This is a genomic window from Bacillus cereus group sp. MYBKT14-1, from assembly GCF_051915185.1.
GTDB lineage: Bacteria > Bacillota > Bacilli > Bacillales > Bacillaceae_G > Bacillus_A > Bacillus_A cereus.
Map to the genome: position 1 here is coordinate 20,557 of NZ_JBQAEF010000002.1, position 21,547 is coordinate 42,103.

A 21,547-nucleotide genomic window follows, 5' to 3' on the forward strand; every position below is an offset into this window, starting at 1 on the left:
TATGGTTACCCCTAATAAGTGTCGCGGTCTCGTGGAAGGATTATATCTTTTCACCTTCTATGCTCTGCCCCTGGCTATACTTTGTATATCCTTCGGTTCAAATTAGGATTCGCACCCTCTTTGCTTTATACCGCGATTTTATTTCGGCACAATTTATAATCTACCGAATACAGCAACACCAAGTTGGTTTGCTTTTACTTTATCGTCCATCTTACCTAAATCACCTAAGACGGCATTAAACACATCTGCAGAAGTTCCTTTACCTTTGTTGAAGTTATCCCAGACTTTTTGTGTTTGGGGTGACATTTCAGCAAAGGCATCAGATACACCTTTAGAACCATCCTGTACCCGAATACCGAACTCTTTTACAAGGTCGTTAATGTAATCGAGATTATAACTACCATCACGAGTACCGTTTGCCATAATCGTAAACATCTCGTTAGCAGAGAAGCCGGCTTGTTTGTACAATGGTGCATATTCGGCCACATTATCAAACATTTCATTTGAATAGTTCAAACCTTCTTGTCCACCAGCAGCAAATAAATCAAATGCTTCTTTGGAAGAAATACCAAACTGATTCATTAACTGCCCTGCACCACGAGTTACTTCATTGATATCAGAATCAAATGTTTTACCCAATGTCATAGCACTTTTTGTAGCTTCTTCTAATTCTTCGTGAGGAACGTCTTTCATATTCTGATACACTTTTATAAGAGACTGATCCACTTCTTCAATACTTTGGCCAAATCCATCTTTCCAAGTTTCTTTTGCGATTTTACCAAGGTTTTCAGCACCTTTTTCAGTAAGACCTAAAGAAGATTGGATGTTTCTTTGAGAAGTATCGAAATCAGAAGCCACTTTTACAGCGGCAGCACCGATACCAGCTAAAGGTAAGGAAACGCCCGTTGTCATGTTTGTACCAACATCTTTCATTTTGTTACCTACATGACTAATTGATTCCCCTGCTTTTTGGAATTTATCATGCATTCCATTTGCAGTCTTTTGTACTCGATCTTCAAACTGTTGTAAATCTTTATAAGCGCCTTCTGCTTTAATACCAATCGTTCCGAACAGTTGGAACATTTCAGCTAACATTTACGCACCCCCTTTCACGGGGCCGATAACCATTTTATTCTGCATCTTCATCGTCTTCGTCTTCTTGGAAGTGGGCCATGATCTGCTCAACATGCGCTTCACATTCTTCTTTCGTCCATACTTCACCCATTTCATAAGATGATTCTTTATCGTCCTGGGTGTCAGTTAGTCCAAAAGCTTGAAGATAATCATTAAAAGTAGTACCTTCTTCAAGTTGACGAGTTTGAAAGCCAATGAACGCCATCTTCTTCCACTCATTTAGTTCTTCTTGCTGCTCTTCTCGTGCAATTAGAGAAAACAGGTCCATTAAACGCGAATACGGTATAGATAAGACATATTCATCTGTCCATCCATACCGCTTTTGGATCTTGTCGAAAGCACGTAACATGTTTTGTTCGGCTTCTTCTAAATATTCATCTGAATTTTCATTTACGCTTGAATCGGAGCTGCTGCTGGAATTACTGCTGATTGGCTCCATTTCTCGCTCTGAACTTTCACGAGTCCCTTGACCTGGTTGAAAAAAGTCATTAAGTCTTCACTTTCTAATAGGCCCTGTATAACAGCAACCATTGCTTCCGGAGGGAACTGTCTAAATTCTTCTGCTTTCACTTTTAATAAACTAGCAAAGAACTCTGTAAAATCATCTTCGCAAGCAGGGATCATCGTTAGAACACGGAAAGCAAATTCTAATCCTTTTTGTTGTTGCTTCTCTTTAAGTGCAGATAATTGCGCTTGTTTTTCTTCTTCTGGAAGAGATTCAGCAGCTTTAGTTAGTTCATCCATTTCTTGCTTATCCTTACCGAAGCCAGCAAAGTTAGCCATTGCACTGCGTCCAACCTTTGAGATAATTTTTGCAAATCGCCAAACGTCCGTTACATTTAATCGGCGCATTGCTACTTTTTCGCCTAGGATTGTAATTTCTGTACCGGTATTCATCATTTTTTCTAAAATAGAAGCCATTTTGTTCTCTCCTTTTAGCATTTAGCTCATTTTATGTAATAGAAAACCGACTACCATTTATGCGGTAGCCGGTGCTTTTTGTACTGTTGCTTTCTTTTTCTTTGGTAAATAGATTTCGTATGGTGGTGTAGTTGGTGCAGATTCACTGTAATGACCGATAAATTTACATTTCAAACCAACCGTTCCTTTACCGTCTTTTAGATCCACCTCAATAGAAGAAACAACCATTGCATTACGAATTACGAATATAACAGGTAATTCACTACCCGAAATCATACCAATGAGTGCAATATCATGATAGTTTGAATCAGGAATATCATTTGAAGGTTTCATAATATCGTAATCAGTTTCAGTTGTACTATCTACCGTCATCCCAGGTAAAGCTAACTGGAGGTTTTCTTTTGTAAACTCCACTAATGTAAGTTCTACATGCGGTTCATCTTTTAATAACCACTTACCACGCACCATTTTACCTAACACACCATCAATATCTGCATCATAATACTCACGATCAAAACCCACTTTAGTTCCGCCTGTAGTCGCTCCTACAAGTTCACCTAATTCTTTTACACTTTTAAACCCTTTGTACATGACACCAGGACCGATAACAAAATTATCAGTAGTCCCTTCACGAACACCATTAATTAATTTCCAACTCATTTGTCCTACCCCCTAATACAAGTCCGTTCGCATGGTTCGGACAAGAAATTTTACATTTATATGAATGATAGATGGGTCTTCATCTGGTACAGGGATACTACCTGCACGATGTATAGAAAGTATCCCATCATCTTTTAAACCGACTTCTCTATCTAGTAACTTCTCAATACGTGTAGCAATTGCATTTGCCTTATCATAATCCCCGTTATCACAATACACATCAAAATTAAGAATCATTCGGTCTATAATTTCAACGTCATCCGGATTATTTGCTTCAATTCTTATAACTGCATAAGGCATGTTCATATCATCTTGTGCGGTTTGGAATGTAAGAGCAGGGCCTTTGTCCTCGCCTTCACCATATTCTGATAGATTAGCTTTTATTATTTCATCGTTCTCTACAAGCATTCTAATAGCTGCAATAGCGTTAGACATGTATTACCCTCCCATCATTCTTTTAAGTTCTCTACGTTCTTTTTCAAACGCTTTTAATAGGAATGGACGGGCTTCCATATGACTTGTACCAGTTTCAAGCCATATTGCTTTTTTCAAATCGCTCCCTACTGCACCCAACACCTCTGATTGTGACCGTTTAACATTGTATTTAATCGAATTTAGCAAGTCACCGGTACGAACAGCAGGAGCTTCACCTGGTTTAGAAGCAGTATATTTACGACTCGTATGAGGTATTTTATATTGCTTACCGCTACGGCTACCTGTGAGGTTCTTCTTAACTTGATTTTGCAAATGAATAGATGCTGCTGTGACTTTTTCAACACACATAGCGTTAATATGCGTCTTTACTTGCTCCATATTGCTTGAGTACTCAATTTCTACTGAATTCGCCATATAGAATCATACCTTTTCGCAATAAATTTCAATGTGATGATTCATAAATGCAGGATTACGCGGCTCTCCTTTTACTTCAAATGTATAATCAACGCCCACATCTTCATTTTTGAAATGAATAAGATCATTGGGTTTAATTATGTAAGAAGCAGGTGCATATATCTTAAAGGTCGTATCAAAATTTTGTTTATCACGCTTAAATCTCTCATTATCAGCAGCAGAATTAGTAGTTACACGGCAAATCATCTTCTCATAAACGTCCACTGGTACTTCCGCATAGTTACCAGCGGATTGTTTCTTTTTCATTTTTCGTTTTACTACTACCTCATGAATATATAAATCATCCATTCCACCATCATCGAAATACATTTCGTTCATGTGGCCATCACCGGCTTAACTCTTGCTCTAAAGCCTTTTAAACCATTGAGTATCTTATTGTTTGTAACTGGTTCATCTAGCGTTTCTGGGCTAATCTGGTACGAATAATCTCCTATACTCTCCGATGTCTTCATACCTTTTCTTTGTATGTTAGCACGAACTACTGCAGAAACAACCAAATCAATAATACATTTCTTCATAAGTACCTGCAGATCATCATAATCTTGTATCTTATATTCGAATTCATATAACTGATTTTCAGATAAACCATAAACAATACGCCCATTTACAGTAATAGAATCGGTCATATCTTGTTTCGAACTAACATGAGTTACTTTTGCTATAGATTCAGCAGGAAAAGAAAGCCAGGCTAATTTACTTGTTTGGATAATTTCTTTCATTGGATTCTCCGGCTTAACTCTTAAATACTTCATAGCAATAACCGCATAGTAATCTATTAGTTCTTGAATTACTGTATCAGGCATCTTCTGTACATTTACGCGGTCTTTAATGTCCTGCATGGTAATATTCATTATGTTTCTTTCTCCTTCTTATCGACTTCTTTTACAAGTTCAAAATGTCCAGTACTTACAAGGTAATCAGCTTTTTCATTTGCAACTGTTTCTTCTTGGCCATTCTTAAACTTTTGTCCATAAGCGGTGTAAGTACCACCGTATCGCAGCGTAACTACTTTCATAATTAACACCCCTTTCACGAATGTAAACTATTACATGAAAGTTTACATTCGTATTGTTGGTTTTATTGGTTACATCTCGTTTTCCATTAAAAACAAGAAAATATTAAAAAAGTATACATTCAAAACCCCAATAACAAAGGGTTTATTTCCATAAAAAATACGCCTGGATATTAAGCTCCAAACGTATCCGGAATATTTGTTAGGATTGCTACTGCATCCATTTCTTGAATTACAGCATCGTCATCAAAGTGAATTACATAGAATCGTTTATCTTCCATGATTGCACTTTCACCCTCGGTTGTTTTACGGACACGAGTCTCGTATGTATTAACCGCAATAAAGTTTCGTGGATCAGCAAGCATGATTACATCATCGGTTAAAGATGGAACAGTAACAATGCCATATCCCATTGGTTTATTAACTTGGTCACCAGCTCCAAGTAATGCAGCATCACCAGCGCCTGTAGAACGGTTTGTTAAATACTCAATCCATTTCTCTCTACGGTTCGGTGACATAATCCAACGTAGATTGCTATTTTTATATTTATTTGGCATTGCACCAGATAAAGCAAAAATAGAACCTTTACCAAATCCATTCGCTGCTACCGCTTCGCCTGTACCAGTTACTAATTTAGCGTGGTCAACAATATGAGATTCTGACGATTTTTTAATTTTCTTTAACCAACCATCATTGATCGATAAGAACGGATCAGAAGATTCAGTGTCTCCATTCCAATGCAAGTCCTCTAAATCAATACCTAATTGAGTTGACATAAGAGTCATTACAGTATCCTCGAAACCTTCACCTTCAATGTTTTCACGAAGAGTTTCTTCTGTAATTTCCCAAGGTAAGCGCATAGCCTTTGTATGGTACTCAATTTTAGAAGTCTTAACACCAGCACGGTATTCATCATCTTTGTTTTCTGTTTTCTTACGCAGAATACGTCCGCCAATTGCAATTTTGTCTAACTCACCTTGCTTCGCTTTACGCATTTCTTTTCGGTGTAACTGCGAGAATGGTGTTGAATCAAATGCCATTCGGAAGAATTCCTTGCTCTGCTCGGGATTTAGTAATCCGCTAGAAAGGGAACCTGTTGAAATAGTTTTTTCGATTTTTGATAAACGTTTCATTAAATCTTGATTGTTCATTGTGCTCATATTAATAATTCCTCCTTATATTACAAGTTAAGATTTGCGAATACAGATTTTTTAATTGGTTGTTTTCCTGGTGTGAACTCTTCATCTGGATCTAAACCTTTACGGATAGAAGCAGCATTTTCGATATTTTCAAGCCGCTTTGTAATTGGTTCTAATGCTTTTTGAATAACTGCTGCAGCTTTTTCTTCCTCTGTTTGCTCTTCTGGCGTCGGTTCTACCTCTTCACCATTCACCTGTTTTTCAATCTTTTCTAACTTAGTAGCTAGTGGTTCTACTGCTTGTTTAACAATTTCTGCAATATCTTCTGCTTTCATTTCATCTTCCTCCTGTGGTGAAGCAGCTTCTTTTATTTCAGTAATTAAAGCTAATGCTTCATCTAATTTTGTATGATTCTTTTGGGATAATACTTTCCCCGCTTTTTTAATACTTTCTAAAACGATGCTTTCTGCTTGTACACTGCCTTCTGATTTCGCAATGGTATAACCACCTTTAATAGAAGAAAGTATGTCCTTCATATCATCAAGAGCAGCCGTCATTCGGTCGATATCGGGGTTACTTTCCCAAATCTCCCAATAGAACACATCTTCGAACAAATTAAAAACGGCACGTAAATCGCGGTTCTGTCTTTCGTCTAAAAAACGATCTTTTACTTCTCCTTTTTTAATATCGTGTTTTTCACCTTTGAAGAAACCGACCATTTTACGAATAATACCTTTCTCTTCATGAGTAAGATCATCTGCTTTCGTGATTTCTACACGTTCACCAAATCCACCCATTGAAAAGCCAGTTACATCACCCTTTTTAATTTCTTCCCAGGTGTCTGTATCATCAACACGAACAGTCATAAGCCATGTTCCTGCTTTTACTTCTTGTTCGCCTACTGTCATATCACTTTTAGCAATCCAGTTTTCAACAACCGTCCCTTTACCAGCAATTTCATCATGTTGTTTATCGATGTGTTGGTAATTTTCCATAAAGGTATATGCAGCCTTTTCAATTTCCTCTGCGGTCATTGTGTCCCCGTGTGAATCCTCTACATCCGGTTCGTATACCACGCCTGTAACCAGCTGCTTCTCTTCCTCTGTTTTAAGGATTGGAACTTGCTTTGATATATTTGGTTGTTTATCAGTTGCACTCTTCATAATGGCGAATTGACGACCATTTGCACCTTTTGTAACCAATGAAATATAACTAATCTCGGCGTTTTTTAGTTCGTATGCCATTGTTTTACCTCCTTCCCTATAAATATTGGGGTTCCACTGTCAAAACGCATGCAGCCAATTTAAAGCCGTATACGTTTTGACGATGAAACCCCAATCAAATAGGTGTATTTTATTACTCTTCTGAAATCATTGTGCAGCGACAATGCGGATGAGCCGGCGGACACATCTTTCCATTACTAAATAGATCATCAATATCTACCGTTTCCCCATGTAAACCACCACATTCTTTACAAACACGCTCATCATTTCCTGTAAGCCATGTTTTCTTGTTTCTATTTGCGCCCTTATAAGCAATTAAATTGCCGTAATTCATTGCATATGTAGTTTCTGTACGTGCAATCATCATTGCTCTGTAGTTACTTGCTTCTGACATTACATCTGCAATAGAAACACTTAATGCATCGACCCCCATTCCCTCACTAAGATTCTTTAACATTGTTTCTCTTAATCTATCTTTAGTAGTTTCATGGATTCCCTTTGCTAATTCAAAAGCGTAAGTAGCTACCCATTTTGCAGCAACGTCACCAATTGGATCTAATACCATCCAGGGTAAACCGTTAGAAGCTATAGTACTCTGTACAAACTCTGTTACATCATCCTGTAGTGTGTCCGTGACTTCATCGACAAACATTTGTCGTTCCTCATCCCAATCAACACTATCCAGAAATTCATCAACTTCTGCTTCTGTAATTACAAAATCAATCTCTTCATCTGCTTTATTAATACGAATTACGGGAAGCAGGTTTAAAAGCCGTTTTCCCTGCTCAGAAAAAAATCAGCTACCTTCTTTTGCATAGCTTTCTCTATTTCTTCATGCTTTTCCCTAAATGCATTAATAGCAATTAAGTTATCTTGCTCATTATCTGCAGCTTTTGCAATTGGTTCTATTTGAGAAACGGATGGACCACCTTCAAAGAATGTATCTCCATCTGCTACAGGTTCGTAACCTACTACTTTACGAGATTCATTCCTTGTTAATATACGTTTCTCATAACCATCTGCCGCATATTGCATATCAGCTTCACGATCATCTGTATCAATTTCGTTTAATTTGAAATACCAATCTAATCCACCGAGTATTTCAGAAAATACACGAAATAATTGATAGTTTAATCGATGTTCTAATATTCCTTGTCCAGGCTCAATAATAGAACGCTTGTACATCTCGTTCATTTCTTTAGCGGTTGTTTGTCCTAATGAGCCTGTCATAGCCCAGCCGATACGATAAGGCGGCACACGATGAGCCACACATATCTCCATTGCGCTATCCTGCTTATATAAACGAAAACTGCCTTCTTTTACATCTGGACTAACTTTTTCTAATCTAGCTTTTGCCCCTGGCGGTACGGGGACAACGGCCAATTTATGATGTTCTCCTTTTGTTTCTGCAGAGAAAAATGCTTTTAGTTCATTTTCCGTTCCATCATCTATTTCATCAACACCCTCAAGAAATAGCAAAGCATCCGGAATTGTCTTTCCTGTAAAGAAGTTAATATTGTAATCTCTCACCGCTTGAGAACCTACTATTGAGCCGATAGAACTAACATAATTAGGTATCCCATAATAAGAAGAACGCGAACCGAATTTACGAATAACAATTACTTCTCCAGCTTTTTCTGTTCCGCTTTCTGCAACATCCTCTGCATTTATCGCCCTACCATCAGCAAGACAGAAATCATCGGGATAATTGAACTTTTTAAACCATCGTTCTTTGTTATTTACAATTTGAGCAAATCGGACTTTATCCTTATGAGCACGAACCGTATGCGCCGGAATATGGTACAGTTCCGATGGTTCGTTTTTTTGATTCCGAACAACTTCGATAATCCCCCAGCCAACAGTTTCATAATCATCCCATACAGCTCTAAGAATTTCTGAGCTCGTCATTTCTGGATTACAATTCCGCATAAATTCTTTTAACCTTTTATATTGCTTCTGATTCGCTTCTTTCACTTCTTCAAAAGGAGCAAAATCGAAACCAACACCTGCAATATCATCGACTTTTGCGCTAATACAAGCAGAATGGATTGGATTACTTTCCTTTATTTCCAACAGCACCGACATATCATAAGGTGGTTTAACCAACCCTTTATCGCCATATATTTGCGCGAATGGATCTACAGTCATTTGCTTACTGTTGTCTTCCCTATTTTTTGGGTCATCTACTGCTTTATTAATACCAAATACTTTTACATTCTTAATGGTTTTCTTGTTGCTCATACCGTTTGTGTGTCCTCCTTTCTTCTATTAATAGAGATCAAAAGAAATAGCCGAACAATAAATGTCCGACTACACTCTTTTAACCTTACCGCCCATAACTACTTTCGGTTTATAGAAGGCTAGAACTATAGCATCTGCTCTATCGGGTGATTGCAATCCGCGTTTCTTCATTTCTTCTTTTCGCTCTAATGCAATCTTACCTCTACTTGTTATTCTGTATTTACGGCTAGAAAATTGAGAAATCATTTTTTCATCATTTGGAATCTCCATTGTAGGTTCTTCACCCTGTATAAATGCTTTCATATTCTCTTCAAGTAAATCTCTTACAACGGCCCAACCTTCTGTACCTGCATTATCATAATGCTCATCATCAAGCGGCTTCCCGTTATTCACAACCGGATATACTTTGAATGGTAATCGTTCAGATTTAATAACTTCTTTCAATCTGTCCGTAACACCACCACCAACACCACTATCATCGACTTTTATATCCACTCTTTTTAACTGCTTGTACTTTGCCATGTATTCCTTAGCTAATTTCAATACATGACCAGCAGTTTCCATAGTATCTTGTTTATAGTGGTTTAATAATTTAAAGACTTTATTTCCTATCCTTGGAACAATTACAGTTTCATCATCACCAAATCGCGCAACGTCAACACCTAAGTCAAGTGTTTCACCAGTTGGCTCCACTTTACAAGATGCTGCTTGCTCTACAATTTCTAACGGGATAAATGCATCTGCTTCTGCTTTAGGAAATTCACCAAGTACACGTACACGCCAAACATCTGAACCCTCACCATATTTCTTTTTCAATACTTCTATATTGTCTTTACTGGTTCGAGGGCTATCTAAGCTAGAGACTTTATGTATTTTATATAAATCTCTGTCACGATTATGAGAATCATAAAATACACCGCTTGTTCTTGTTGGGTTTCCGCATAAAAACAATTTATTTTCTGCGCCAGATAAAGTACCAAGTATAGCTTCCATAATAGGATCTGCTATACCAGAAGCTTCATCACATACAAATAACATATAGTCTTCGTGAAAACCTTGCATATTCTCCGGCTTTGTTGCCGTTCTAGCAGTAGCAAACCAACGTTCTTCACTACCAATCATGTATACTCGTGTTTTAGTCCATTTAAGTAGATTTTTAACTGCACTACCTTCTAACCACTTCGCTATTTCGGCCCAAAGTACAGTAAATAACTGTTCCTTTGTAGGAGCTGTACAAATAACTTTTGGATTCGGCCTACAGCAGAGGAACCAGATAACAACAACTGACTCAAGACCTGTTTTACCTACACCTTGGCCAGAACGCACTGAAACCTTTGGGCTTTGTGCCAAATCCATAAGAACTTTTCTCTGCCATTCATCCGGATAAAAATTCAGCATATCCTCGGCAAACGCAACCGGATCATCCCAATAAACATCGATAATCTCCATAAATTCACTAAAAGCCGTATTATCCATTAGCTTCAGCTTCCTTTTGTTTACGTCTGCGCTCCGCTATCTTCATAAGTGACTCTTTCCAGTCTTCAGTATTCTGATTAGTGTCACCATCAACTTTAATAGAAGCAATTTCTTTCTTGAGTTTCTCAATGCGTAGCTTTTGTTCCTCTGTATTAGCTAACCTATCATACTTTTCAATTAGAGTTACTAACGTTGACATAGCTTTCGATTGAGCATTTAAGAAACTAGCTTGCTTATCCCAGGCGAATTGAATTTCCCATTCTTCCTCGAATCCGCTTTCGGTAAGCTTTTTCTTTCGCAGTTCCTTTGTCATGTCCTCTTTATCCCTAACAAACATGATACGTTGAGCATGAATGATTTGAGTGTACTGCAGCATAATACTATCCCAAATGATTGATAATGAATCATTGTTAACTGCTTCTTTTAATTCTTCTTTCAGATCATATATTTCTTGCGGTAAATACTTTCTATATAAACCATGAGTAGCTGCATTACCATTACGTAGTGGAGCAGCGCCACCAGAATTACCAACAGCATTTTTATTACCCTTTTTGGCTCCACCACGATTGTTTACAGCGTTCTTATTACCCTTGGGTGCTCCTGGTTTCTTTTTGGAGTACTCCGTATCTTTCTTTGGAGTACTCCGTTCATTTTTATGGAGTACTCCATTTAATTTGTCTATCCATCCATCTTTGGATTTCCATCCGCCAACCGTTTTTTCACTTACAGTTTTTTCGGATGTAGACAACAATTCGGCAATTTTACGATTCGTAATATCACCATTATGTTCTTTAAATATTTCATACGCTTTGTTACGGTCTGGACTTCGTTGTCTGGCCATAATTACATAACACCTGCCCCCTTATCCAATTGTTTGCACTTCCTTTTCTAAACACTCAATGCATATATGAGCATTATCCGTATTTGCTTCACGGAGATATGTTTTATTAAAATGAGTAATAGTTAATGGCATTTTTAATGTCCACATGCACGGCTCATTACAAACAGAGCATGTAGGAACGTTTATAGTTTCTTCCTCCATTTACACCACCTCACGCTAATTGCTTTACAAAATAAAAAAGCAGCGTAATCGCTACTTTAAATTTTTCGTATTTTTTTCTTCTTCATTTATGTATCTATATAAAGTTGCCCTTGAAACATTGAACATCTTACAGACATCAACTTTAGGTAACCCTTGTTCAACCATTTTTAGCATACCCTCTATCTGTTCCGGAGTATGAGCACGTTTGCGACCACCTTGTTTTCCTCGTTCTTTTGCAGCAGCTACACCACTAACAACACGTTCATTAATAACCTCGCGTTCCATTTCAGCCATTGCACCAAATATATGAAATAAAAACCTTCCCATTGTTGTAGATGTATCAATACCATCTTTAATAGAAACAAAGTGAATTTCCTTATCATTAAATTCTTGCAATAAATTAACTAACTGGTGCATGGTTCTTCCTAAACGATCTAACTTGTAAACAACCAATGTATCACCTTTACGAAGTTTGCCAAGTAATAATTGAAGCTCTTTTCTGTCCTTTTTCGCTCCACTTTCTTTTTCTGTAACTATTTCTTCACAACCATAACGGTTTAATTCATCCAATTGCATATCTAAATTTTGTTTTTTAGTAGAAACCCTAGCATATCCGAATATCATGCACCATCATCCCTTGTTATTTGATATAAAAAGTGTATCAAATTCCTGTATCAAAATCAATTATTAATTGAGACATGGTTTTGAGACATTTGTTATACCATTTTTATAGGTTTTAAGGCCCATATATTCAGTGTCTCATAATGTTTTGTTTTTGAGACACTAGTTTTCGGACAAACGCAGTTGCAATCCACTTAAAATACCATTAATTAGTTCAGTTTCTTTTTCATTGGATTGAGTTAGCAATTTATCGATAACTTTCTGATCAGAATAAGCTAACAAAAATGAAGATATATAAGCTAATGCATTTACATATTCTGTAGCATCTTTACTACCATTATTTGCATGAGCAGTATATTGTACATTTGACAATACCATCACCCCTTACAATATTTGGGTTGTGTTGAGTTTGTTTCGTTTAATTGGGAGCATTCAAACCATACTCTAAATCTCTCATTATCTAAAATCCACGTATTGCCGACCTTTTTGGATTCAATAGCACCTGCTGCACATAGATTCTTTATATGACCAGGAGAAAGGCCGCTAATAAGATGAGCATCATTAACACCAATAACATTATCTAGCGCTGCATATGGTTTCAAATTAACATCTTCCCATTTAACACCATACATCCCTATACCCATTTCATTCATTTTTGTTTTATCTGTCATTCTCTCTAAATGATCCAATACAATAATATTAATTAATTCCCATGTAACTGCATCAGATAAAACTCGTGTCTTTAACTCTGCTGTTAAATCATTTAATAATTCTAATTCCATATGTATCACCTCATAATAAATGCAACACGTTTGCGCTTATCTTTCCTTAACAACAAACAAGACACCACCCAGATCACGGCAGCGCCTGCTCTAATTGCTATACACATGTTTGTTCTAAAAATAAAACATCCCTAATGGACACATCATAAGATTAGTAACCGTATTTTCTGTTCGTTAATTATTATGTTTATAGGCCTAGATTGTGCACATCTATATTCAGTGAGCGCATACCCTATTACATGAATACTACTTTAGGAGTGATTATATTATGAATCCTTTACCGATGAGGATTGTTGTAGCTCCAGCTTCTGCTTGGCAACATTTACCTCAATATCCTTCATATGGTCAATATGGTATGCAACCTGGGCACATTCCCTTTACTCCTACAATTCCGCCTTCTCCCGTAATATACCAATATCATTATAATTTCCCATCATTGTATTTCCAAGAGTTTCACGGTACATTTAACATCTAATATTGTTGTCAATTCATGTTATACCTAAAACAGTATTTAAATACGTTTAATGTGTAATTTCTATATAACAAAGAAAAAAGCAACCGTTACGGATGCTCTGATATCAATTATTTATTTGTATTTTAATTAAGGTAAATGAAGTTTTACCCTTCTTCCAATCACCTAATATTGCTGCACCAATCTTTTTATGCATTATTAAGTAACTGGAAGAAGAGCAAAAGCTCTCCTTAATAACGGTATCATTCAATCGTTACCATCTGCTGGTTTCGGATTTTATGCGCCATCATTACGAACCGTTTAGAATTAAAAAAACAACATAATGAGTTGTGTTTCCCGCCACTTCCCACAATACAAATATAACACGTTAATTACAAAATAACCGGCACATTTCCTGCCAAAAAGCGGTCACGACTCTGCCAACTTTTTCATAGTTCAAATTTTCCCACTGCATCTGTTAATTCCACTGATACACCGAATATACTTTTTTTCATTTCTGTCATTTTCTTTTTTATAATCCACTGTGGATAATTCAATTCTTCTAGAATATTTCTAAAATAAGTTGGATTTAGCTTTAACACATCAGGATTTCTTCCAGTATTCCTTTTATATCTAATTATTACTTCTAATAGTTCTTCATTTAACATGAATCACAATTACCTCCCACTTACATTTTATATTTATGTATATACACCATTCAATTCCTTGATACTACCACTTACCCATATCTTATATTGTGTGTAACTAATCCCTTCGCCGAATTACTTGATATCATTGACTTGATTAAACTTTTCCTTTTGAGTTACACAGTATAAAATTTATGAGTAACTGTATAGGGATACCACCGACATTTTAAAAACACACTAAGCAAAAAACTAGCCCGCACAAGAGAGGCTAGTTAACGTAAAATTCGTTATTGGTAGATAGTCTGTTTGTAAAAATAACTTTTTTATAGATAGTACAAATATTTAAGAGGAAATAAGGAAATTGACTTTCAGTGGATTTCAGAAGAGAAAGAGATGGAGGATTTACCTCGTTTTAAACATGTCTATCTAAATCACAGCAACAGTTATGTTTCTTCTTTGGAGCTGTTAGTTTGAAGAAAACATCAGGATTAATTTGACCATTTAGAACATTTCGATTATCACCCCAAGAGTGAAGTATACAACTTCCGGGACCTGCAATGATTTGATTGTAATCACCCATATAGCATCCGGAAGGTATTGGATCAGGGTTAGCAATCGTAATCGGCACTGGAGAAAATTCAGTACTTACCATCCTCTCTTCACTTAAACCATCAAAAAGAGAGAAGCTTTTCATAAATATTGCGAATGTTCCATCACCCACTCCACTGACTCTACCACGACGGTCATTAAAACGATTATACTGAATATGAGCTCCTTGACAATTGGCTGCTACTGATGGAAAAAACGAAAAGGTTAAACTTTTATGAGTAGAGATATTCACTTCATTCCATGTATTTCCTTCATCAGTGCTATATGCTAAAAGGACATCAATAAAACGCGTATTCCCAATAACTCTACCAGCATTCCATACAACATATAAAGTGCCATCTGGTCCAATAGCAGCTTGTGGGAATTCATTCGTACGAATCAGTCTTGTATTATCAACACGTATTGTTGGACGATTATCTCCAGCACAATTTGATATTTCATTTGCTGCTGCAAAGAAAGGTGTTGAAACTGGCACGTTGATCGGAAACGTATTGCCACCGTCAGTTGATTTAAGCATTCGAATCGTCCTGTTAGAATTATTTAAATTATTTCGAGGCTCCAATATTTGTTCATAAAAGACATAGATGACACCTCGATTATCTACGACTACAAAAGACCCACTGACAAAAGTATTGGGTGCCGGAGGAACAATAACTTGGTCTGTAATGATAGGTGTTAAGTTGACTCCTGTTGTATATTTTGAAAAGCGAATACTTCTTGGGTTAACAGTAAAATCAGTCCACGTAATATACAGTGCTTCATTCCCTGGATTATCAGCATCAGGTCCTACTGCAATCCATTCTTTATCTTGAGAGGCGGTATTAGGATTTGGATTTTGACCTCGTCCAACAACTTGAGGCAGATTCATTGTGATAGTTCCAGTAGGATTAACGGTTCCAGTTGAAACACTAATTACACCTTGCAGAGTTCCTGCTACAACTTCTCTCCCAACTTGACCATAATAGAAAACACCATTTCTATCTACAGCTATTACAGGATCACCGTCATTGAATCCTCCTGGATTTACAGGTACAGGACCACCATCAGTCCAGGTATCACCTAAATTATTAGAGAAAGCAAATCCTGAAAAGCTATGAGTCCCTGGTATCTCTGGCGGGGGTGTAGTGTTATTAGTATCATTAAATCCATAGAGTATAAAATCATTAAAACGCGCTAAGCTTGTTTCACTTTGAGTTATGCGTGGAAAATTAGCTACATCATTGGCTGGGTTATTAACTTGCCTCTCTATTTCTTTACGATTGCAACAACAGTCATCATGTTTCTTATGATCATCTTTCTTATTGTTGTTATGATCGGAACAACAATTTACATTTATTTCAATAGAATGATCATCGAATTCATTTTTGTAATACTTGTAGTATTTATCATCATCACACCTATCTTTGTAATACTTATCTTTATAGTGTTTATCTTTGTAGTATTTATCTTTGTAGTATTTATTATAGTCTTCCATATTTTAGCTCCTTTTCAATGTTATAATAAATACTATTAAGATTTTTATAGTATTGCTTGTATGATTATCCAATATTTCCTACAAAACTTTCAAAATGTATACGGTATTCAAGAAAGATTTACATAACCTATCATCCTATCATTGTCAGTAGCAATAAAAAGTGGGTTCTTACTCTCAGAAGAACTCCCTTTTTTTCTGTTTTATAACTCTATTCACCTTTAAATATATATTCCTATCCTGGCATGGTTTTTAGGGTTCGCGTTTGTTACTGCATTCACCGAAAACTGTATAAATTTTTTATACCATTAACGTGTTTTTTCAGAAACGCTGGCGATACCCTAGATTTAAAAGAGAAAATGCAAAGATTAGATTTTAAACCTAGTCATTGCTTTATCCATTGCATCTTGGTTTACACCTATATAACGTAAGGTGACCTTCTCTGACGAGTGGTTGAATATCTCCATGAGTAATGCTATGTTTTTCGTTTGCATGTACATATGGTACCCGTATGTCTTTCTCAGCGTATGCGTTCCTACTTCATCTAATCCAAACTCTCCCGCTGCACCACTTAATATCTTATATGCCATACTGCGACCTATTGGACGATTCCTACCTTGTCTACTTTGCAATGGGTACTCGTTATCTTCTCTTTCTTCAATAAACCATTTAAGTTCTCTTTTCAATGCTGCTGTAATTTGTATTCGTTTCTGTTTCCCTGTTTTCATTTCCCTCATTGATATATGACTACCTTTGACATCCCCGACCTTCAGTTTCAAAATATCTGAGATTCTAAGACCTGTATTAATGCCCATAATGAAGAGAATGTAATTACGTAAGCTCTTTTCCTTAAAATACTCTTTAAGCTGCTGTATTTGCTCCGGATCACGTATTGGTTGAACGAAATTCATTATTCATTACCTCCCGTTTCTTCTGTCTCGTAAACTTCTAATCCAAGTGCAAAAGCAAGTTTATAAAACGCCTTGGACTTCCAACGTCGATAAGTGCGCTCTGACATACCTATTTCGTTATAAACCATGTAATCACATACGTCCTCTTCTTCTAAATAGCGTTTATAAATAATCTCTCTCTGAATGCTTCCTGCACGTCCATTTCCTAATCGATTTAGAAATTGGTCAATACGTAATGATATTCTTTCAAGCCATTCTTCTCGTTTGCTTTGTTGAATATTTGCTATAGCAACATCTTCTAACGGTTTACCAACTGCATGTGTAGGGCCATGCTCACGCATTACATAAGAAGGAGTGACCTTCATTTCTTTACGCATCATCCCGAATTGTCTATGTATACGTACACTTTCCAACACACCTTCTAATTCCTCTTGTGTCGCTGTTCTATCAATTTTTGGTAAGAAAGATAATTGTTTAGTCATGAACAACCACTCCTTTTTATTTTTGAATTATTTTTGTCTGATTGCTCCACGTCTTCGTTCATAACAAGGTCTATGCATCCCCATTAAATCTTCAATTTCACGAGTGCTAAATTTCTCTTTTCGTTTTTTCTTTTTTGCTTGATTCGATTTCTTTTTCCATTCACGTAACTGGTCCTTTAACCCTTTCATTTCCTCATCTCCCTTTTCAAAATAAAAAGGACACCTATTCCTAAAACAGCTCAAATTGCTGCTTTAATGAATTGGTGTCCTCTAGTTTTCTAGCCGGACTATATTTTGTTTGCTTTACTTTAAAAGGATTATTTTGTTTAAATTCTCATATACACTTTTTAAATTCCTTAACATTGGAAATAGCTATATAATGAAAAAGACTACATTTTAGGAGTGCTCTAAATGTCCGATATAATTAAACTCTGTATTGTATTAATCGTTACCCTATTTTTAACATTTTCCATAATAGCGGAGTTTCAAAAGCCTCAAAAAGATATGTTTTGGTTCTCGATTGAAGTAATGTTTCTCCTTGCAGGTTTTTTGATACTAAAAGACTATATCGTCAAGCATATAACATAATCCGATGAATAAAACTCAATATTCCGTCGATACTATATACACCCCATTTCGAACCATGTTCCATTACCTGAGCAGTTAGCTTTTGCTAGCTGCTCTTTTATTGAATAAATTTCTAAAACATGTTAGACAATATAGATACACCACGGTTGAATACGAATGACCATTACGTTCTTCTTATTCACTATGCAGTTAGCTTTTGCTAACTGCTTTTTATTGCGTTCCAACTCTTGCTTCTTAAAGAATTCTTTAACCGCGTTTTCTCAATAAGTGCACATTATCCATCCCCCTTGAATAAATCTATAAACCTTGTCCATACTATAAATACACTTGAGTTCTGAACTTCCTTCTTAACGTTTTTTCAGAGAGCAGTTAGCTTTTGCTAGCTGCTCTTTTAATTACACATTTTTGTCTTAACACTCATATAATATTGAGAATTAAAAAATCATCTCATGTATAAAGGGAAAGTATTCTTTTTCATTATTTCACCCCTCTTTAAATAACACTGTTTGAATAAGGTTTTTAAAGAGGGAATATATTTAAAAATGTTGGTTACAATGTAAACAGGTTCGTGAATAGCCAATTTTACTAATACCCACTCTATGTCTATTACCTTGGGCCGAGCAATTAGCAAAAGCTAATTGCTCTTTTATATTGAGTTAATAATAAAATTTAGGTCTTATTCCTTTTCTACATCATATACTTTTAACCTAATCATCCAGCTCAAAGTGTTACCTCCTATCTTAAAGAGCACTGATGCATGGTGCTCTTTTTAGTTTCCTTATTTCTACAAAATGAAATTTTTATTAAGCTTTCCCCGCATAACATTTTCAATTTTGTTTATACTATAACTGTAACTTTTAAGTTACAAAGCATTGTGGTGATGCTCTTGTTGGACAACAAAGCAGTTAGCTTTTGCTAGCTGCTCTTTATTTGTAAAAAGGCACACAATTAACTGAATTCACATATAATATTCTGAGTTCCTTTCTTTATAAAATAGTCATTATAAAACCGGTCTCGTCACGAGGGCACTTTACTAAGTGCCCTTTTATATTCCAACTTAATACAATATGAAGTTTTTATTTGGTTTTCTTTCCTGCATAACATTTTTAAATCTGTTTATACTATATCTGTAACTTGTGGTTACAATTTGCGTATTCATGTGGAATAGTATTTACAGCAGGCAGTTAGCTACTTCAGCTAGCTGCTTTGTTGTGCAAAATAGCGTTTTTATGAAAAAGCTTGCTTGATTCTTGCATCAATAAAATTCCGATCATTATCCCATCTATAAGCTTCATAGCATTTAATTTCTTCTAATAAATACTCTAATTCCTCAACTCGACCAATCACCTTATCAAGCAATTGCATCATATCTAATTCATTCGTTATATCTTCTTGAAGTGCTTTCCATTTACTTCTTTGGCGCAAATGAATATTCCATGCTTGCTGCGGAGTGAATCCCATGCCCATTAATCCCTTCACATTCTCCGGTATTTCGAATTTACAACTAACATTAGTTTCTTGCGGGATTTCTACACTACATTTGCTTTCGATATTGAAATTAAACTCAACACCCTTTACTTCCGCCACTTTCATCGGCTTGCCATCTTTCTCAAAGAAAAAAATAGCATTTTTAATATCTGTAAGTGTATGATCCAGATTGTTTTATCCTTTCAAATAACAATTTTATCTAAATCCATTCACTAATCTTATACTTCCGCATACAATAATAGTGCCTTTCTATTTAATGTGAGTTCGACACTGTCGTTATAATGAGGTATAAGGAGCGCTCTCAATTAGCGCTCTTTAATTTTAAAATCTTTTCACATTTAAACTGGACAAGCATATATTATTGTATCTTCTCTTTTCTTTCATAGAATTTTACATTTGTTGAGACAACATCCCTCTTCGGGTGTTGTCTTTTTTCTTATGCATCAAATAAAGATTTTGTTTTCATCCGCACATCTCTAAAGAGCAGACATACAATATCTTGGGTGTTCTTTTTCAATATTAGTTTTGGTCATAGAGCACTTTTAAAAGTGCTCTTTTAATTTATTTAGATGTGTCACGTTTTACATACAATAAACATAAAATGCAATGAGCACACAAGACATAGTTTTTATATAATCGTGTACATTTTTTGTACGCAATTTTTTAATTAAATAAGAATTTTATTTAACTTTTATTCATTTTTTTGTTTATTTTGAATACATTACTATTAAATCAAGCAATGCAAAGGTTTCTCTAACCCAGTTCCCTTGTATTCCTTGAACGCCTTGTACACAGGACCTGTTATAACTAACAGGTTCTTTAATTTTTGTCATTATACAATAACTATTTTATTATGTTTCCTAACTTACAGTAATGTCCTTGAAAAACATTCATATATATTTATCGAATGCACTTTGAAATCCCTACAGTATCAAATACTTTTAAGAATTGACTGACCAATACTATTCGGCTAAATTTTACAAACTTATTAAAAATAATATAGATACACAAAAAAGCTACGTTTTATATGAGATAAAAAATTATCTTACACAAAGGAGTTTGATTATTTGTGAATTACCAAAATGATAACAACTCTAACATTCACAAACCTTGCACTTGTCCATCCCCCACGGCTAACAGTTTAAATGTTGTTCAAACTACCCCAACAATAGTTTCTGTAAATTCTGCGATTCCACTAGATACCGTGGTAAATTCTAATGGTACAGCAATCTCATTCACACCACCAACAACTGTTTTACTTGAAGGTGGAAGAACCTATTTGGCAATCTATGAAGTGCAAGTTATTATTCAACCAGGAGGTAATTCGGCAGGTATCACTATGTATCTGAATAATAATCCAATCATTGGCTCAGGTACTTCTCTTGGATATACTGCAGGATTCACTTCTGTATCAGCACCCGCAATTTTCACTACACCTTCAGGTATAACAAGTACTCTTACTGTTAATGTAGGACCATATTCTAATACATTAAATACGTTGGGCTTAACTCTTGCTGTTGTCGCATTAACATAATAAAATCTAATACTCTCTAAAATGATTTTCTTTGTCCTTTAACTGGGGTTTTTGAGTTAGCCTCTTGGAAATCAACATAAATACATATAGAAAAAGAACATTATTTGGATCGATAGTACTAGGTGACTCGGATGGCACAATTGCTGAGTCACCTATTTTCCTATAATAAAATAACACTTTTATGAAAATTTTATTGTCTAATTCCT

Annotated in this window: 26 protein-coding genes and 1 pseudogene; 2 read left to right on the forward strand and 25 right to left on the reverse strand. The window is 35.7% G+C overall.

Annotation, left to right across the window (positions count from 1 at the left end; genetic code table 11):
- Window positions 1-162: 162 nt before the first annotated feature.
- From ACTFO4_RS06595 to ACTFO4_RS06685, 19 genes and pseudogenes are all read right to left on the reverse strand, one after another.
- Window positions 163-1,095: pseudogene (locus tag ACTFO4_RS06595) on the reverse strand (phage tail tape measure protein); the annotation flags it as partial.
- Window positions 1,096-1,129: 34 nt separating this feature from the next.
- Entirely contained in the window at window positions 1,130-1,573 is a 444-nt protein-coding gene (locus tag ACTFO4_RS06600) for a hypothetical protein (protein ID WP_257116037.1), read from the reverse strand.
- Window positions 1,525-2,055, reverse strand: coding sequence for a hypothetical protein (locus ACTFO4_RS06605; RefSeq protein WP_000146557.1), 531 nt, complete (start codon window positions 2,053-2,055; stop codon window positions 1,525-1,527). Before ACTFO4_RS06605 ends, ACTFO4_RS06600 begins: the two co-directional genes overlap by 49 nt.
- Before the next feature lie 57 nt (window positions 2,056-2,112).
- Window positions 2,113-2,715, reverse strand: a complete 603-nt coding sequence (locus ACTFO4_RS06610; RefSeq protein ID WP_000118571.1) for a hypothetical protein — start codon at window positions 2,713-2,715, stop codon at window positions 2,113-2,115.
- A gap of 12 nt (window positions 2,716-2,727) precedes the next feature.
- Entirely contained in the window at window positions 2,728-3,150 is a 423-nt protein-coding gene (locus tag ACTFO4_RS06615) for a hypothetical protein (protein ID WP_000063397.1), read from the reverse strand.
- 3 nt (window positions 3,151-3,153) lie between these two features.
- Window positions 3,154-3,564 carry an HK97-gp10 family putative phage morphogenesis protein gene (locus ACTFO4_RS06620; protein WP_000024034.1) on the reverse strand — a complete coding sequence of 137 codons (411 nt, stop codon included), beginning with the start codon at window positions 3,562-3,564 and terminating at the stop codon, window positions 3,154-3,156.
- Window positions 3,565-3,570: 6 nt separating this feature from the next.
- On the reverse strand, window positions 3,571-3,942 hold the full coding sequence (locus ACTFO4_RS06625; RefSeq protein WP_257116036.1) for a hypothetical protein: 372 nt from the start codon (window positions 3,940-3,942) through the stop codon (window positions 3,571-3,573).
- The gene (locus tag ACTFO4_RS06630) at window positions 3,939-4,475 is read right to left on the reverse strand and encodes a hypothetical protein (RefSeq protein WP_257116035.1); all 537 of its coding nucleotides are present in this window, start codon (window positions 4,473-4,475) and stop codon (window positions 3,939-3,941) included. The genes ACTFO4_RS06625 and ACTFO4_RS06630 overlap by 4 nt, the downstream gene beginning before the upstream one ends.
- Window positions 4,475-4,639 (reverse strand): YqbF domain-containing protein, encoded by a 165-nt coding sequence (locus ACTFO4_RS06635; protein WP_000869888.1) that lies wholly within the window; start codon window positions 4,637-4,639, stop codon window positions 4,475-4,477. The genes ACTFO4_RS06630 and ACTFO4_RS06635 overlap by 1 nt, the downstream gene beginning before the upstream one ends.
- A 170-nt stretch (window positions 4,640-4,809) precedes the next feature.
- Window positions 4,810-5,787 (reverse strand): phage major capsid protein, encoded by a 978-nt coding sequence (locus ACTFO4_RS06640; RefSeq protein WP_106825134.1) that lies wholly within the window; start codon window positions 5,785-5,787, stop codon window positions 4,810-4,812.
- 29 nt (window positions 5,788-5,816) lie between these two features.
- The gene (locus ACTFO4_RS06645; protein ID WP_257116034.1) at window positions 5,817-7,019 is read right to left on the reverse strand and encodes an XkdF-like putative serine protease domain-containing protein; all 1,203 of its coding nucleotides are present in this window, start codon (window positions 7,017-7,019) and stop codon (window positions 5,817-5,819) included.
- Between the two features lie 112 nt (window positions 7,020-7,131).
- A complete protein-coding gene (locus ACTFO4_RS06650; protein WP_257116033.1) occupies window positions 7,132-7,650 on the reverse strand; it encodes a phage head morphogenesis protein in 519 nt (172 codons plus the stop codon).
- 113 nt (window positions 7,651-7,763) lie between these two features.
- A complete protein-coding gene (locus ACTFO4_RS06655) occupies window positions 7,764-9,239 on the reverse strand; it encodes a phage portal protein (RefSeq protein ID WP_257116032.1) in 1,476 nt (491 codons plus the stop codon).
- A 69-nt stretch (window positions 9,240-9,308) separates the two neighbouring features.
- Window positions 9,309-10,715: a DEAD/DEAH box helicase family protein gene (locus ACTFO4_RS06660; RefSeq protein WP_078420677.1), complete on the reverse strand. Its 1,407-nt coding sequence runs from the start codon at window positions 10,713-10,715 to the stop codon at window positions 9,309-9,311.
- Window positions 10,708-11,556, reverse strand: coding sequence for a phage terminase small subunit (gene terS / locus ACTFO4_RS06665; protein WP_078420678.1), 849 nt, complete (start codon window positions 11,554-11,556; stop codon window positions 10,708-10,710). The genes ACTFO4_RS06660 and terS overlap by 8 nt, the downstream gene beginning before the upstream one ends.
- Before the next feature lie 21 nt (window positions 11,557-11,577).
- Window positions 11,578-11,757 carry a hypothetical protein gene (locus tag ACTFO4_RS06670; protein WP_257116031.1) on the reverse strand — a complete coding sequence of 60 codons (180 nt, stop codon included), beginning with the start codon at window positions 11,755-11,757 and terminating at the stop codon, window positions 11,578-11,580.
- Between the two features lie 51 nt (window positions 11,758-11,808).
- Window positions 11,809-12,381: a recombinase family protein gene (locus ACTFO4_RS06675; RefSeq protein ID WP_000576168.1), complete on the reverse strand. Its 573-nt coding sequence runs from the start codon at window positions 12,379-12,381 to the stop codon at window positions 11,809-11,811.
- 159 nt (window positions 12,382-12,540) lie between these two features.
- Window positions 12,541-12,756 carry a hypothetical protein gene (locus tag ACTFO4_RS06680; protein ID WP_063536220.1) on the reverse strand — a complete coding sequence of 72 codons (216 nt, stop codon included), beginning with the start codon at window positions 12,754-12,756 and terminating at the stop codon, window positions 12,541-12,543.
- Window positions 12,756-13,160 (reverse strand): hypothetical protein, encoded by a 405-nt coding sequence (locus ACTFO4_RS06685; RefSeq protein ID WP_063536219.1) that lies wholly within the window; start codon window positions 13,158-13,160, stop codon window positions 12,756-12,758. The genes ACTFO4_RS06680 and ACTFO4_RS06685 overlap by 1 nt, the downstream gene beginning before the upstream one ends.
- Before the next feature lie 268 nt (window positions 13,161-13,428).
- On the opposite strand from ACTFO4_RS06685, the gene ACTFO4_RS06690 reads away from it, so the two are divergent.
- A complete protein-coding gene (locus ACTFO4_RS06690; protein ID WP_001068928.1) occupies window positions 13,429-13,635 on the forward strand; it encodes a hypothetical protein in 207 nt (68 codons plus the stop codon).
- 425 nt (window positions 13,636-14,060) lie between these two features.
- Here the strand turns inward: ACTFO4_RS06690 and ACTFO4_RS06695 are convergent, their stop codons facing one another.
- From ACTFO4_RS06695 to ACTFO4_RS06720, 6 genes are all read right to left on the reverse strand, one after another.
- Window positions 14,061-14,279: a hypothetical protein gene (locus ACTFO4_RS06695; protein WP_000930975.1), complete on the reverse strand. Its 219-nt coding sequence runs from the start codon at window positions 14,277-14,279 to the stop codon at window positions 14,061-14,063.
- Between the two features lie 391 nt (window positions 14,280-14,670).
- Entirely contained in the window at window positions 14,671-16,341 is a 1,671-nt protein-coding gene (locus tag ACTFO4_RS06700) for a sialidase family protein (protein WP_240440586.1), read from the reverse strand.
- 365 nt (window positions 16,342-16,706) lie between these two features.
- Window positions 16,707-17,249 carry a site-specific integrase gene (locus ACTFO4_RS06705; protein WP_119683276.1) on the reverse strand — a complete coding sequence of 181 codons (543 nt, stop codon included), beginning with the start codon at window positions 17,247-17,249 and terminating at the stop codon, window positions 16,707-16,709.
- Complete coding sequence (locus ACTFO4_RS06710; protein ID WP_119683275.1) at window positions 17,249-17,731, reverse strand: ArpU family phage packaging/lysis transcriptional regulator; 483 nt, start codon at window positions 17,729-17,731, stop codon at window positions 17,249-17,251. The genes ACTFO4_RS06705 and ACTFO4_RS06710 overlap by 1 nt, the downstream gene beginning before the upstream one ends.
- 27 nt (window positions 17,732-17,758) lie before the next feature.
- Window positions 17,759-17,920 carry a hypothetical protein gene (locus ACTFO4_RS06715; RefSeq protein ID WP_162900585.1) on the reverse strand — a complete coding sequence of 54 codons (162 nt, stop codon included), beginning with the start codon at window positions 17,918-17,920 and terminating at the stop codon, window positions 17,759-17,761.
- Window positions 17,921-19,546: 1,626 nt separating this feature from the next.
- The gene (locus ACTFO4_RS06720; RefSeq protein WP_240440585.1) at window positions 19,547-19,912 is read right to left on the reverse strand and encodes a hypothetical protein; all 366 of its coding nucleotides are present in this window, start codon (window positions 19,910-19,912) and stop codon (window positions 19,547-19,549) included.
- Window positions 19,913-20,876: 964 nt separating this feature from the next.
- On the opposite strand from ACTFO4_RS06720, the gene ACTFO4_RS06725 reads away from it, so the two are divergent.
- Entirely contained in the window at window positions 20,877-21,341 is a 465-nt protein-coding gene (locus ACTFO4_RS06725) for a hypothetical protein (protein ID WP_002163978.1), read from the forward strand.
- Window positions 21,342-21,547 lie beyond the last annotated feature (206 nt).